This window comes from Ochrobactrum sp. BTU1, assembly GCA_018798825.1.
GTDB lineage: Bacteria > Pseudomonadota > Alphaproteobacteria > Rhizobiales > Rhizobiaceae > Brucella.
This window is the reverse complement of record CP076356.1, coordinates 927,020-940,935: the sequence shown is the minus strand read 5'-3', so window position 1 is coordinate 940,935 and position 13,916 is coordinate 927,020. Positions and strand designations below refer to the sequence as shown.

The following is a 13,916-nucleotide window of genomic DNA, read 5'->3' as shown; positions in this document are numbered from 1 at the left end:
TAATAATAATGCAATTCTATCATCTACTAAGAGAATATAGTCTTTATAATTTTGGGTATAGGACAATCAGCAACACGTCCCTTTACCTTCCTAATCCAAAAGCCATAATTTACGTCAATGCTGTCAATGCCATGTTCATTTATCGATACCCTCAATTCTTTTAGAAAGTCATCAATATTGCTATCTAGTTCAATATACTCAACAGAACCATCACAATTTGTGATGCTCTTGCCTAGCTTGAAATCTCCATTGCCAACAATATAATCCAATAATATGCGGACATCACTCAATTTTCTGCCAACACTCTTCGATAAGTCAATGTCATTTTCATCATAGGAAACCGCTGCAATGATTTGTGCAAAGAAAATGTAATCGATCTCGCCTTCCTCATAGAAGGAATCGATAACGTCTCTCTCTCTTTTTTTCATTGGGCCAACCTCACGGCTTTCTATCAATTTTAAATGGTGTCCGTATGCTCGGAAATAAATCAAATTTCGCGCCTGCTGTCTCGGAGATAAGTCGCCATCCAACGCGTGCTCCTATGGTTTCCTAGCGTAAAAACTGCTTCATGCTTTTAAAAACCGTGAGTGCAGGCTAAACTCCTGAGCAAATAGCGAGTATATAGCTTATGAAATTGGATTATCCGCTGCTTGGCCTCATCAAACAGTGCGAAACGGTCTGCGAGGCAACTTGCTGTGGTCGTGATGCATTTGACTTTTCCCCAATTCATATGGCGTCGTTCTTGCTACGATATAATTGCGAGATCGACGTGGATCAGATTGAGCAGATAAACTCCCAACTGGCGAGCCTCAAGAGGGAGAGCATAGACGCAATAAAAAACGAGAAGGTGATAACAATAGACGAAATGAATCAGATTTTTACCGGAGAACAACTCGCTGAAATTTGCTCTGAATTATCTGATAATTTACTGCTTGCTCCGAAAATAGTTTCGTTTGCAGAAAAGCTTTTAGAAAATCTGCCGCAGTCGGCGAGTGATTAACTCATCCGGAACATTGTTGCTATGGATAGCTATCGATGAATTGCACAATTAAGAAGATCGATTGTTCCGAAATCTTGGACTGGCCGTCTTTCCATGATGTTTTCATTTCTGCTTTTGGTTTTCCAGACTTTTATGGGAGAAATCTCAGCGCTTGGGTCGACTGCATGACCAGTTTGGATGACGACTTCTCAAGTTTCGTGGTGGAAAAAGGAAAGATGGTTGTTTTACAACTCGATCAGGGACAAAAACTGAAAGACCACTCGCCAGAAATTTGGAATGCAATCTTAGAACTTGCGGCGTTCGTAAATTATCGACGTCTAGAATGCGACCAACCGCCGATTTTGATTGTCTCTTTTTACTTATGAGAGAATTGAGGGTTTTAGAGGTGCGCCCCGATTGCATAGCCAATGTTGACCCGGTGAAATCCAAGACATATCGCCTGGGTCAGCCGTTCAAACACACCTTGAAGCGACACCAATCTGGAAAGTCGCCGTTAAAAACGAAGAAATCCTCTAGGTACTTTAGTCCTGCGACCTGGAGCCGTCTAACAAAGTCATCGGCAGCTTCCCCTCCGAATAACGGGCCAAGAGACACGATATCGTCGCTAGGCAGTAGACTCATAACGATCTGATCCAAATTCTTGCTGCTGCCAATTTGACAGCGGCTGGAAGTTCATCGGGTCTTTATGGTAACGCGTGGCGATGCCTCTGAACTGTTTGAGTTTGCTGAAGAATCGCTCAACGAGATTGCGCTGTCGGTACACCCATTGACTGAAAGGGAAGCTTCCCTTCCGATTGCTCTTGGCCGTAATATTGGCCCATGCCTGCCGTTGCTTTGCAAATGCTCGTATAGCGTTGGTATCGTAGGCTTTGTCCACCAGCAGGATCGAACCCTCGGAGAGTGTCTGTAACAATGGTTCCGCCATTCGGCCATCATGGGCTTGGCCGGCGGTGAGTGCGAGACAGATCGGTCGATCATCGGCATCGACAACTGCATGGATTTTGGTGGTCAGGCCGCCACGGGAACGTCCCATGCAGCCATCGTCTTGATCCCCCTTTTTCCCGTCGCCGCATGTTGATGAACACGGATACAGGAGCTGTCGATCATGACGATATCGCCATCGAAAGCTTTAGAAATCTCGCCCAGAACATGATCCCAGACACCGGCCTTTCGCCATCGCACGAACCGGTTGTAGCATGTGGAATACGGACCATATCGATCCGGAACATCTGCCCAGGGCGAGCCTGTCCGAAACCGCCACAAGATGCCGTTGATCACCCGACGGTCGTCAACGCGGGGCACGCCGCGCGGCTTATTCGGCAACAATGGTTGAATAAAATTCCACTCGAAATCGGTGAGATCAAACCGGCGACGGGTCATAAGAAGCCTCCAAATCAAGGCTTCAGTGAATCAAAGACGTACCCATATGTGAACCCCGTTTCTGAGTGTGTGGCTAGTCCGGTAGGGATGGCGAGACGATCGTTGCCCAGTCTCGAAATGCCTCAAGAACCGATCGAAGGTGAAGAGGACCGCCAACGCCGTGAAACACGTTATTCTCCGTCCAGCATGTCCACCAATCGGTTTCGTGCCCGTAATGGTGTGTGATCCGTTCGAGTGTCCGACCATCACAGTCTGTCCCGGCGAGATCGATCTTCAGCGACCAACCCGGATTGTCAACCGTGCTGATTACCGGACCGAAACCGTGCTCCCAGTCCCCGTCACAATGCGCTTCGTACCAGCGCGAAAACCAGTCTAAAACATCCATTTGACAACGCTACCTCAACAGCCTCTAACTGAAAAGAGGTGACCACGGACTGTCAGCTCACAATCCCAAGTTTATGAGTTTACGACCTAGTGTCCAAAGGTGGAGACTGTTCCATTAGCTCACACAGCTTTTCCAGATTTATCTCGGTGCGTTTTAAGCTGTCTCGCCGAACCGACGCGGGCGAACGAGTTGCTGAAGGCAAGCAAATAGTTGATGGAGTGGCGCGCCCTAAGCGGAAATAGTTTAGTTGCTCGTCAGGTTTCATCAAGTCCGATCGTGAGAGACGCAAGGCCGAGTGTATCCAACAAATTCATATGGATACATCATTTCAATGATGCCTAAGGCTGAGGGTCGTAGGTCCGTATCCCGTCAAGGCATTGTGGAGTAAGGGTTCGCGATTCCACTGGAAGCCGACGATCCGTTCAACCTTTCCACCTAAGCCGAACCGTTTTACGACGTACACACAGCTGCCATTGGCATTTGGTCTTGAAGTTAATATAGATTGGTTGATAGCAACGAAACTAACCTATTTTGTAACTGCGAATCTCATTTGTCCTTGAAAGAAATGATCAGCAATGCCGATTACTCCTCATCACCATAAGATACCTGTTATAGAGAGCGATAGAGGGCCAAAGTTAGCATATGAATTGATTAGAAGCTCAAACATTGCGACCATTTGCACCTTGGATAGCGAGACTGGGTATCCGCTTTGTTCATTGGTAAACATGGCAGCACATTATGATGGTAGGCCCTTATTCTATTTCAGTAATCTGTCCCTGCACACCCGAAATATTTTAGTGAATCCAAAGGTATCGCTGCTAATATCACCGTCAGGTTCATCTGAGCTTCCGCGTACAGTGCGAATTAGTTTAGTGGGGCAGGTGGACCTTGTTGAAGATGATGGTGGTGACTTCAAAAGGCGCTATATTGAGTATAATCCGCAGATGGCATCGTACCCGACAGTTCCAGGGTTTCATTTCTTTGTAATGACAATTGAAGCGGTTCATCTCATAGATGGTGCAGGAGGACCAACCGATATAAATGTATCAGATTTAATTAATTCAGACCGGATTGAATGCGAATCTCTTGAAGCTTCGATCATAACTGAAAAATTGGGTTCCCGAAGCTCGCTTCTACTAAACGCTATGGTTGCCAGTCGAAACATATCCAATAACGATAATGTTGAGTTAGTTGCTGTTCGCAAAGACGGAATGCTGCTCCGGTTTGGAGGAAAGCATCTCTTTCTAAGTTCTGACGAAGCGTTAGATTCTGTTGACAAAGTGCTGGATTTTGTAGGGTGGTTTGGGTAACGGCGACATGCTGCCCGACCTTTGTGTCGCCGCCACTATTACTAGTTTAGAAACCTGCCGGATGGCAGAGTATGCAGTTTGCTTGCGTTCCAGCTAGATAACCCCAAGCGACTTCAACGTCGCCTTTCGTATTATTGTTTTGCGAACTGCGCCCTTCCAGTTCAGACAAATACTTTTTCAAGTCACTGATTTTTGCGTCAGCTTCCAACTCCACCCTTAAGGATGCATCAGGCGTCTTTGAGAATGCAACTGGAATCATCGGTGCTACTAGGCTGAGACCGAATAGCGAGCCGACCGATAGTAAGGCAAATACTCTCATTTTTTGCTCCGTAGTTACTATTTTTGGGCAGATTTTTGCTAACATCCAAAATGCGCGGGGCTGTGGTAAATCAAAGGGGTGTTTCCCTCGTATAGTCAGCCCACATGTCTCGATATAATTCACTCGAGTCTATAAGTTCCGCGTGGTTGCCTTGAGCAACGAGTTTGCCTTGGTCCAGGACTACAATGAGTTGAGCGCACTTTACAGCGTGGAGGTGGTGCGTAACCAAAATCACGAGCCGGTCTTTTGACCATTGTTCAAGTTTTCTCTCAATCACCATTGCTGTCTCCACATCCAGCGAAGAAGTGGGCTCATCGAAAATCGCAATGCTGGGATTGCGCAGAACGGCGCGTGCAATCATAAACCTTTGCCGTTCCCCTCCAGACAGATTTCTGGCCTCAGGTTCCAGCACTGTGTCTAGGCCGTGCTGAAAGCGGTCCAATATACGACTGCATCCAGCGAAGGCTAAGGCAGACATGATCGTGGGTTCATCGGGAGAATCTCGCAATCCAACCGTGAGATTATCATATAGAGTTCCCTGAAACAGTGCGCTGTCCTGCTCGACAATGCCAAAGGAACGCCTGAAACTGATCTTACTGTAATAACTGGCAGGGAAACCGTTATAGAGGACCGTCCCAACTGTTGGCGTATTTTCCCCAATGATGGTTTTTATCAGCGAGCTTTTCCCAGCGCCGTTTTTGCCGACGAATGCCACGAGACCAGTTTGCGGCAACTCGAGAGATATATCGATTAGGGAAGGGCGATCTTGACCCGGATAAGTGAGAGAGACTCCCTCCATCGTGACAGATACCGGTGCCGCAATGGGATTAATCCCCCGCGTTAACACGTTACCTTTTTCTGCGAAGAACCGATGCAAATCATGCATTGCAACCTTGGCTTCTTGGAATTGTCGATTAAGTGCTGCGGCGGCGCTGAAAGGCACACTAATGTTCATTGCCAAGATGTTGATCGCCAATAGATCGCCAAGGGATATGGTCCCCTCGGTTATACGATAGGACCCGAGAACAACGATCACTATCGTCACTAATCCTGAAGAGATCGATGAGATCGTCGGCGCATAGGTCCCATAGTAAGCGAGCGCGATGGAGCTTTCCGTGCTTCGGCGAACTATTGCCGCCCACTTTCTCAGAACGTAAAATTCCATGGTTTGGTTTGCAATTACGCGCAGTCCTCGCAATGTTTCGCTCAAAAACCCCTGACGTTCGGACTGAGATAAGTAACCTGCGTTAACCGCACCAACAATTTTGGATTGAGTGGCGTAGATAGCAAAGCTGCTGGCCGAGGATATGAAAAGTGTGATAACCGCAATTGCTTGATCGTATGAAAACATCAGAGCAAAGCAAGATATCGATACAAGAACGCTGATGCACAGCGAAGGAAGAGCACCGCTGATAAAAGAAGCGATACTGCGAGATTTGATGAACAATCCCTGCAAATCGCTCTGGTAGGTGAAAGGAGACGATCGAAATGACAAAAACAAACTAAGAAGTATTTTAACTTGAAATCGCTTTTCAATGAAGGAAGACAGCCGAGAGAGCAAAGCCGTATTGAAAAGATTCACCATTGGTGTCGACACTGCAATAACGACAGCTGAGAAAACCAAAAGACAATTGTATGTGCTTGCGAGGGCGTGACCGTTTGTGACCCTGTCAATAAAATGCTGAGTTATGAGCGGTAAAAGAAGCGGTAACGCTATACAAAAAATGCTTAGAAAAGTTATGTAAATCAGCAGTCTAGTCCTTATCAGGACCGAGCTGATTACGATGCCCCATGTGAATCTACTGCTATTCATCAACCCCAGTCCGAAATTTCCCCAAGAGCGACGTGTCCGGGCCGAACTTCGACTCCGCCATAAACCCGACTCGTTTACTCAACTATTAATTAGTTGCGTCGTGACACGGTTGTCAAGTTCGAGTGAACAGATCAAACGGTCTGGCTGTTTGATGCTCGAAGCATCCACTTTAGTTGGCGGAGAAGAGAAATTGGAAATCATCAATCGGTTGAGTTAACAGCTTTTACGTTCGCTGCAGCAACGCCTAGCAGTATCTGTAAGGGATGTTGGCACACGTGTTCTTGACTCACAGTCAACAACCGCTGATCCAAATGGAGTGTTGAATTCAGCCGGAATTTGACCAAGTTTTGTGTTTGATTTTGATCAAACCTAGCACCTGTTTCCTGTTGAATCTCCTTTCTACTTCCGTATTCGTGTGGCTTGACTCGAAATGGAAATCGGGCTCAAATTTAGGCGAAACTCAACATCTATATGGCAGCCGTGGATCGAACCCGCGGTAATAGCTTTGTTCTCGTCGCGGGGTGCAATCAGCAGCTTGCGAGCAGTCTGCGCCTCAAACCACAGGACCAAGAAACATTTCAAATTGTGCGGTGCTGTAAATACGACTGCGCGTTCTGTTGGGATGCAACAGGTTTGGTTAGTTTATGATGTTACAAATTAGATTCTATTGGCGATCCAGTACTTAATCGGAACCAAAACCATTTAGAATGGATAGCTCGTGAGCTGAAAATATCATTGTATATCGATACTTAGATGAATCACGGTCACGGCCGTGAATGGCAGAAGCAACGAAACTGATTTGAAGACTACCATCAGCTGTGGTTTCTGCATGAGATTCATCGATCGTTTCGTCGTAAATCACAGCAGTATCTGCCCATTCACGCCTTGCCGCGCCTACTTTGACAATCATGGATTTTCCCCTTTTTGTATATTCTCGCAATAAGTGTAGCGCACAATAAGATAAACGTCACCTTTCTGAACCAATGGAGACGCGAGCGTGCAGTGACAAGTGGCGTGTGCGCCTTCTCCTTGTGATGTCTGAAATATTTACACCACCCTGTTTTGGCCCTTTATTTACAGGGAGTGGATCAGACAAAAGACGTGAGGGCCTGATTCACCTCTTTATGCTTCTGCTTTAATTGAGAAAGGGTAATTATATCAGCACATCATTTCCGGGGTGGCTATGACGCTCGTCTTGGCTGTTGTGTAGATTTACGCTCGTATCTCAACCAATTCTTTGTTTTGCCTTGACCACCGAAAGTGGCGAAAACAGTGCTCAAGCACTGACTTGAATTAGGCAAACTGTGTGACCGGCGAACGAAAAACTGGTTCATTTCGCGCTGTAAATCTACGTTGCTCATTCATGAGCATCAAATACTGCTATCACAGTGACGAATAATCAATGTGATAGCTACCAAACGTATCCTATCTGACGGCATTTTCACGCGTCAATTGAGGCCAAAGTAAAGCAGCCATAAAGATGGTGTAGCCAACAGCCACGAGTATATAATTCACCCGCGTAGAGAAGGTTTCAGCTGCCGTTCCGGGTAGGGGTGATACACCTAGCCCGAATACGATAAGGAAAGTCATCAGAGCCCCCGCGTAAACTTTTGCGTTGCGGTCTTCAAGTGCAGCGCTGCCACCAAAGATTAGCCCTGCCAAAAATACGATTAAGAACAGAAAAGTAGGTGTTGGGTGCACTTGCAGCAGTACGAAAGCCGCTGACGCGACCAGTCCTCCTAAGAGGTTGACCATGACAAGGCCTATGGCTGCTCGTGTGGTTCCGGCCACTTCAAATTGTGAAAGCAGTGACGCGACTGTTATTGGAATTACCGCTGCCGTTTCAAGACCATCCACTGTTAAACAGGCGAGGAGAGCGACCAGTAGAATAACGGTATTGGCTACGGCGAACCGTACCGCAAGGGGATGTGCCGCAACGGCCGCTGCTTGAGCATCAATACGGCTGCGATCCGGGATCAAGGCATGAGCGAGCCACATGAGTAGAGTTCCGGTTACCACGGCGTGTACAAGGATCGCCACAATGGCGTTTCCGACTACAGGGTTGAGAATTGTCATCAACGGCACTACTACCGCAACAATCAATATCAGGAAAACTGCCCCACCGCCTTTACCTTTAGCCCGCAAAAAGAAGCATATGAAGTAGAAGAACCCGAGTATCATTAGGAGCGCTGGCGGTCGATCGCCGATTGACATGGTTATGAACTGCATGACGACGCCGGTGGTTAGAACGAGCACCCCGATACCCAACGACGTTGAAAGGGTTAAAGGCCGCGCACTGCCGATTAGAAACTGCGCGGCAAACATTGGACCAAGGAACGGTACGATTGCCCCTGAAAGAGTCGCCCCTGTAAAACCAACGGCAATGGCTAGCGCAATCCGCAACCCCTTTCGCTTTGCGTTAACTTGATTTTCCTTCATGGGATGCTCGTTATCGGACATACGTGAGGACTGACAAAATGCGCAACCAGGCGAAACCGAGTGAATTGGTGACCGAGTTGTCGCCGGTATAGATGACCACATTCGCCTGCGATCCATAGCCGACACCCTTAGGTCGACCCTCATCGAGGATTAGGCGAACAGGAAAGCTCTGGGGTGACCTTGTCCAACTGTTATCGGCAGAAATTTTTGGGAGTCCCGTGTTCGGATCGACATTTCCTTGGGACACACCCATACCAACGCTTTCCACTTTGGCAGCGAAAATTCTTCCTGGCAGGACGTCGAAAAGTACATCCGCACGGTCTCCCGCGGTAATATTCTCCAGACTGTTTTCCTTAAAAGCTGCTGTTATCCAGACCGTGCCAACGTCGATAAATGTCATAGCACGTTGGCCGACACTGACCACTCCGCCCACCGAGAGTTGAAGGTTCGTGACAACTCCCTCCGCTGGCGCTACGATCGTTGTACGAAGGCACGCGACCGCGAAGACGACACCCGCTTTGTCGCGGGCTTGTCTGGGCAAAAGATGCGTGCCGATGATATGCAGCAGCGCTATTTCTGGAAAGGGTATTATCCGAACTTTGAGCGGGGGCCGTTCGCCGATTACGGTATAGCCCAATTGTCAACCGTTGAGAAAAGCAAGCGCGATCAGTACTTCGCGATCACCATGTCGGCCAGGGCGGTCGGCCCGTAATCGGATTTTTTGTAAGACTGGTACCTAAGCAAAAATGACGACTGTCCATGCGACAGCCGCCATTTTCCTTTTTAACCTCTAAAGTTCTGGTTTGTGGTCGATTTGTAGGCCTCGGCTAAATTCCGCTCGCTTCATGCACGACGGTGCCATTAAAATCGCAGCTGGCGCCATGGTAGTAAGAGCAACCAGAAACTTCTTCCAGCTTCAACGTGTATTGATCCATGAACTTAAAATTCACCTTGCAAAAACGGCTATTCTGCAGGGATTCTTTTTTGCTTTCGATGATGTCGCGCACGTCTGAGCCGGAAATGCCTGCATTGGCAATCGCAATCCAAGCGATGATCTCGCGGTCGAAGGCGTCGATAGTGAAGGCGAGACGAATGACCTCGCGATTCCAGCAGGTGAACTCCAGACCGTGGGAGCACCAGCGCAGATTGGAGCGCATGGCCATTACCTTGCCATCGTGGACGCGGCCTTTGCGAACGGCCGTATGTTTCTCCAGCAGCATGGCGTGGTTGCCCATGATGCGATGGACCCGTTTGGCGTTGACGACAGGCTTATCGGCGGCTCGCCTTTCGCGATTGAAGAGCGCAGCGATCCGCCGATAGCCATAGGTTGGCCTTTGATCCACCAGCTTGCGAATGGCGGGCAGAAGCTCCGCATCCTCGGCCTTGTGGTAGGCTCCGCGTCGCTTTGACCTGCCTTTTAACCGCTCGACAAGGTTCGAGCGGGAGATACCCGGAGTGTCTGCGACGGTCTTCATTGGGAACCGTCCTTGGGCAATAAGATCGGCCGCGACATCCGTTTTTTGAGTCCGCTTTGGAAAGGGCTTCGCGCAGGATTTCGACCTCCATTGTCTTACGGCCGAACATGCGCTCCAGCTCGCGGATGCGATCTTCCAGTTTCTTCACTTTCGAATTGACGACCACCGGCTCGTTAGAACCGACGTCTGCAGCCCCTCCCTCGCTCAAAAGCCTACGCCATCGATAAAGCAAATTGGGCGCAACGCCACGGCGGCGAGCGGTGGACGATACCGTCTCGACTGGTCCAAAACTCTGCTCAATAATTGTCAGCTTCTGCTCGGTTGTCCACCGCCTGCGGCGCACATCTCCCATCAGCAGTTCAACGTTTCGATACTCGTTAGACATAAGCCTGTCCTCAAGCCTGTGCTTGAGCCTTTCTGCTTATGCCGACTGTCCGGTCGAAATGGGGTGCAGTTCAGGAAGCGACGCCTTTGCATTTTCGATGGGTTAATTTCAACGGCTGAGCGATTCAAAGTCACGCACTTTCGTCGTGGCTATTCAGCTTGCCATGTCCACCGAAAAAGTCGCGCTTCCGCTTTGCCTCACCCGTAATAAACGATCGGTTGTTCGAATGTTGCGGCAAAATTGACGATTCTGACTGATTTTTATTTTAAAACAGAGGGCCGCCAACCAATCTGCTCCGCTTGCATCACGCACTGGGTGCCAGTTTTCCCAATGGTTTTCAAAACGGCTTTTATGGCAGGATATATCTGTGTGTAGTACTCCACAGCGGCTCCATTAGCGGCCCTCCGCTTCGCTTCGGGGCACTCCACCGCTGTGGAGTACTACACCCAGATATAATCTGGGCCCTAACCTTAACCCTAACCCTAACCCTAACCTTAACCCTAACCCTAACCCTAACCCTAACCTTAACCCTAACCCTAACCCTAACCCTAACTCTAACCCTAACTCTAACCCTAACCCTAACCCTAACCCTAACTCTAACTCTAACTCTAACTCTAACTCTAACTCTAACTCTAACTCTAAGCTTCTAATTAAAAGCGAAGTATATACGTATTGCTCCATGCTATGGAAAAGTTTAATTCAACGCACGTATCAACAAGCGAGCGAAAGACGACAAAAATTTTAAGGAGCGTAAATAGTTGGAATTTTATTTAATCTATGAAATATTTTTTGTTTTTACTCAAGTTATCGTACCCTGTGTCTCTCTGCATAAATTCCCCGTCAAGCTCTAGTTTAGAACAGTATCCAAGATCGCTTCAGCTTCGATCTGGAGAAAGTCGACAAACCGCATGTTGTGCATCTCAAGGCTTATGGGTTCGAATAGAACCTTTTTAGCCTTGTAGGGTGCCATCTTAGCACGGAGATCAGCGCGGACGACGTAGAGGTCGTCGAGTTGCTCTTTGACGACCTTGCGTCCGTCTTCAGTGCTGAGCCGTTCATGGTAGGCCTTGAACTCCGATGCATTGCTGCTGATAGCCTCAACGCATTTCACAAGCGCCCTCTTCTCCTGAAAACTGTCGAAAGCCTTCTTCAGGTTCTGCACCTCTGACTTGAATGCTTCCGCAGAAGGGCGCATCCCATCATAGATTGACATGACAGTATTGATCGGAGCGCCATCTCCCTTTGCTCGCAGAAGGGCACAGGAAATGTTGACGCAAGCTCCGGAGGGTGCGCGTTGCAGAGCAGAAAGCCGAGCGTTGGTGTCTGCCCAGTAAACGTTGAGTGTAGCTCGCCCGCCCTTCACATCCAAAACAGCGCCGCCATGCCCGGCCAATCCAATGTTGCTAACGTGGCTGATAGCGCCATTTTTCGCCTTGTAGAAGCGGTTCTTTGCGAAGAGGGGTTGGTCGTAAGAGCATACGACATGCTTGTGCAGGTCTCGGGCCAGAGGATCGTAACGACCATCAATCATCTTCGGAGCGAAGACGGCGTCGAGGTTGGTAGATCCCAGCTTGAGGCCTTCAGCGGTTGACTGAACGTCCGTGTAGGACGCCTTTTGGTATTCGATCACGCCAAGCTCAAACAAGTCGGCAGTAATGCCAAGACAGACCCACGGTCCCGATGCAAGAATATTCTGCGAAACCCCCCATCTCCGCATCAAATCACTGTTTCCGCCGTAAACCGCGCTGTCCTCTCGGGTATCGGAAAACAGGAAGCCACGTTGGATAGGCCATCCGGCCGTACCTTCGCGGGAAAGCGGATACTTCTTCTCCAGCTCACTCTCATCGGTGGCGGGAGCGCTAGAAAGTCCCTGTCCATTCAAAACCGACTGGACCATCGAGCGATAAAAACCGCTGGCAGTAGGGTTGGCAGTGCCGGCGGCAATGGCCTGAAGGTATGCGTCGATCTGTTCGTTGTAATCGGCGGCACGCTCCTCGGTCGAGTGGGGCGCAGTAATATCGGCAGGCATCTTGTTGCAGGACGCAGCTACATCGGCGAGGCCCAGATCAAGCAGCCCCAACAGTGTCTTGTCTCCGTTGTGCATCCACGCGGCATGGGTCTCCTCCGGCGTCAAAAGAGGCGCAACTCCCTCCCAGACTTGATCGTACTTTGTGCGTAGGCCAGAAAAAGCGCCAGGCTCTCGGTTGAACAAGCGCATGAGGCCTTTGTACTTCTTCGCTACAGCTTCATCAATGTAGTAGCCACGAGGCTTGCTCTTGTCGGTGACAACGATGGAAGTGAAACGGAGGAGGATCATCAAATAGTCGAGCATGGAAAGACTGAGGCCCATCAAGCCAAAACGGGCGCCGGGCTTAATGCAGTTGTCTTCAAGGAGCCCGAGACGCTCAAGGAAGCCCTTGATGAGGTCACAGTTCGGGAGGTCGCTATAGGCGCGTTCATGCTTGATCGGCTCGCGCAGGGTGGTGCCGGAGGCGAGCGTAACGAAGTCGAAGGTCTCAACGGTTTCGCTGCCATCCTTGCTCAAGCGAAGCACGGGCCGGGTGGGTTCGGAGATGTCGACTTTGACCACCTCGGTGCCTTCGTGAAGGGTGACGCGCATGTAGTCGCCAAGCTGCGCCTTGATGTACACCATGACCCGATCAAAGCACTCACGAGCGACACGTCCGACGAACCCACGAGTGGCGCACTCGACGTTGGTGTTGAGGTGGCCATCAGAACCGAAGGCGTTCTCGACCATGATGGGAGCAGCGACACTGATGCGAGCGTATTCGGCCTCAATTGTGGCACGATTTTCTTCGGAGGCCTCCGCAACGCGCTTGGGCAAATCAAGGATATCCGTGGCGAGGTCACGAAGCTCCGAAGAGAGATTTTCGACGCCGGGGATGTTCAGCGGAAGGCCCAGTCCCCCGTTGATCATGCCATGGGTTTCGTCCTGGAAAGCATTCCCGCCACCGGTGGCACGATCCTGCTTCTCAAAGATGGCGATCTCCTGAAAGACTTTGCCATGCTTCTTGACGAAGGAGCCGAGCTTGTCCTTGTTGAGGATGAGAAGCAAGGCGTTAACAGCCACTTCGATTTGGGCACGAGGGCCAAAACCGACATAGGCGTACTTGGTAGTGGCAGGCATCTTGGTTGGTATGGAAAAAAATTGTAAAGAGGTTGGATTGTGAGATTGGTTGCAGAGTTGAGAATGTTGTTTGTTGTTGACTATTCTTTTTGAGTGGGAGAACGACCGCATCTTTATAGATTTCAGACAGACAATATTTTTGCCAAGTCGGGTTGAATTTAAGCCGAGCTGACAAATTGATTTCGGTGCTTCGCCGATCATGACGTAACATTTATGCGATTTCCTTGTTTCTCCGCTTCGCCAAGTCCGAAGGATGAGACAC

Annotated in this window: 11 protein-coding genes and 3 pseudogenes; 4 read left to right on the top strand and 10 right to left on the bottom strand. The window is 49.3% G+C overall.

Annotated elements, in window-relative coordinates; translation table 11 throughout:
* Positions 1-26: 26 nt before the first annotated feature.
* A complete protein-coding gene (locus KMS41_23405; GenBank protein ID QWK80659.1) occupies positions 27-530 on the bottom strand; it encodes a hypothetical protein in 504 nt (167 codons plus the stop codon).
* Between the two features lie 239 nt (positions 531-769).
* Here KMS41_23405 and KMS41_23400 point away from each other — a divergent pair, with 239 nt between their 5' ends.
* On the top strand, positions 770-1,000 hold the full coding sequence (locus KMS41_23400) for a hypothetical protein (protein ID QWK80658.1): 231 nt from the start codon (positions 770-772) through the stop codon (positions 998-1,000).
* A gap of 35 nt (positions 1,001-1,035) precedes the next feature.
* The gene (locus KMS41_23395; protein QWK80657.1) at positions 1,036-1,365 is read left to right on the top strand and encodes a barstar family protein; all 330 of its coding nucleotides are present in this window, start codon (positions 1,036-1,038) and stop codon (positions 1,363-1,365) included.
* Positions 1,366-1,617: 252 nt separating this feature from the next.
* On the opposite strand, the pseudogene KMS41_23390 reads toward KMS41_23395, so the two are convergent.
* Positions 1,618-2,380: pseudogene (locus KMS41_23390) on the bottom strand (IS5 family transposase).
* A 73-nt stretch (positions 2,381-2,453) separates the two neighbouring features.
* Positions 2,454-2,765, bottom strand: a complete 312-nt coding sequence (locus KMS41_23385; protein ID QWK80656.1) for an immunity 53 family protein — start codon at positions 2,763-2,765, stop codon at positions 2,454-2,456.
* Between the two features lie 575 nt (positions 2,766-3,340).
* Between KMS41_23385 and KMS41_23380 the strand changes: the two genes are divergently transcribed.
* Positions 3,341-4,075 (top strand): pyridoxamine 5'-phosphate oxidase family protein, encoded by a 735-nt coding sequence (locus KMS41_23380; protein ID QWK80655.1) that lies wholly within the window; start codon positions 3,341-3,343, stop codon positions 4,073-4,075.
* Positions 4,076-4,121: 46 nt separating this feature from the next.
* Here KMS41_23380 and KMS41_23375 read toward each other — a convergent pair whose 3' ends face one another.
* From KMS41_23375 to KMS41_23355, 5 genes and pseudogenes are all read right to left on the bottom strand, one after another.
* The gene (locus KMS41_23375) at positions 4,122-4,394 is read right to left on the bottom strand and encodes a hypothetical protein (GenBank protein QWK80654.1); all 273 of its coding nucleotides are present in this window, start codon (positions 4,392-4,394) and stop codon (positions 4,122-4,124) included.
* A gap of 70 nt (positions 4,395-4,464) precedes the next feature.
* Positions 4,465-6,207, bottom strand: a complete 1,743-nt coding sequence (locus KMS41_23370; GenBank protein QWK80653.1) for an ATP-binding cassette domain-containing protein — start codon at positions 6,205-6,207, stop codon at positions 4,465-4,467.
* A 682-nt stretch (positions 6,208-6,889) separates the two neighbouring features.
* Complete coding sequence (locus tag KMS41_23365; protein ID QWK80652.1) at positions 6,890-7,117, bottom strand: hypothetical protein; 228 nt, start codon at positions 7,115-7,117, stop codon at positions 6,890-6,892.
* Between the two features lie 515 nt (positions 7,118-7,632).
* Entirely contained in the window at positions 7,633-8,646 is a 1,014-nt protein-coding gene (locus KMS41_23360) for a DUF2955 domain-containing protein (protein QWK80651.1), read from the bottom strand.
* Positions 8,647-8,656: 10 nt separating this feature from the next.
* Positions 8,657-9,136 (bottom strand): annotated as a pseudogene (locus tag KMS41_23355) (efflux RND transporter periplasmic adaptor subunit).
* On the opposite strand from KMS41_23355, the gene KMS41_23350 reads away from it, so the two are divergent.
* Positions 9,053-9,358, top strand: coding sequence for a hypothetical protein (locus KMS41_23350; protein QWK81200.1), 306 nt, complete (start codon positions 9,053-9,055; stop codon positions 9,356-9,358). The pseudogene KMS41_23355 and the gene KMS41_23350 overlap by 84 nt on opposite strands.
* A 265-nt stretch (positions 9,359-9,623) precedes the next feature.
* On the opposite strand, the pseudogene KMS41_23345 reads toward KMS41_23350, so the two are convergent.
* Both KMS41_23345 and KMS41_23340 read right to left on the bottom strand, forming a co-directional pair.
* A pseudogene (locus KMS41_23345) lies at positions 9,624-10,506 on the bottom strand (transposase).
* An 847-nt stretch (positions 10,507-11,353) separates the two neighbouring features.
* Entirely contained in the window at positions 11,354-13,855 is a 2,502-nt protein-coding gene (locus KMS41_23340; GenBank protein ID QWK80650.1) for a hypothetical protein, read from the bottom strand.
* Positions 13,856-13,916 lie beyond the last annotated feature (61 nt).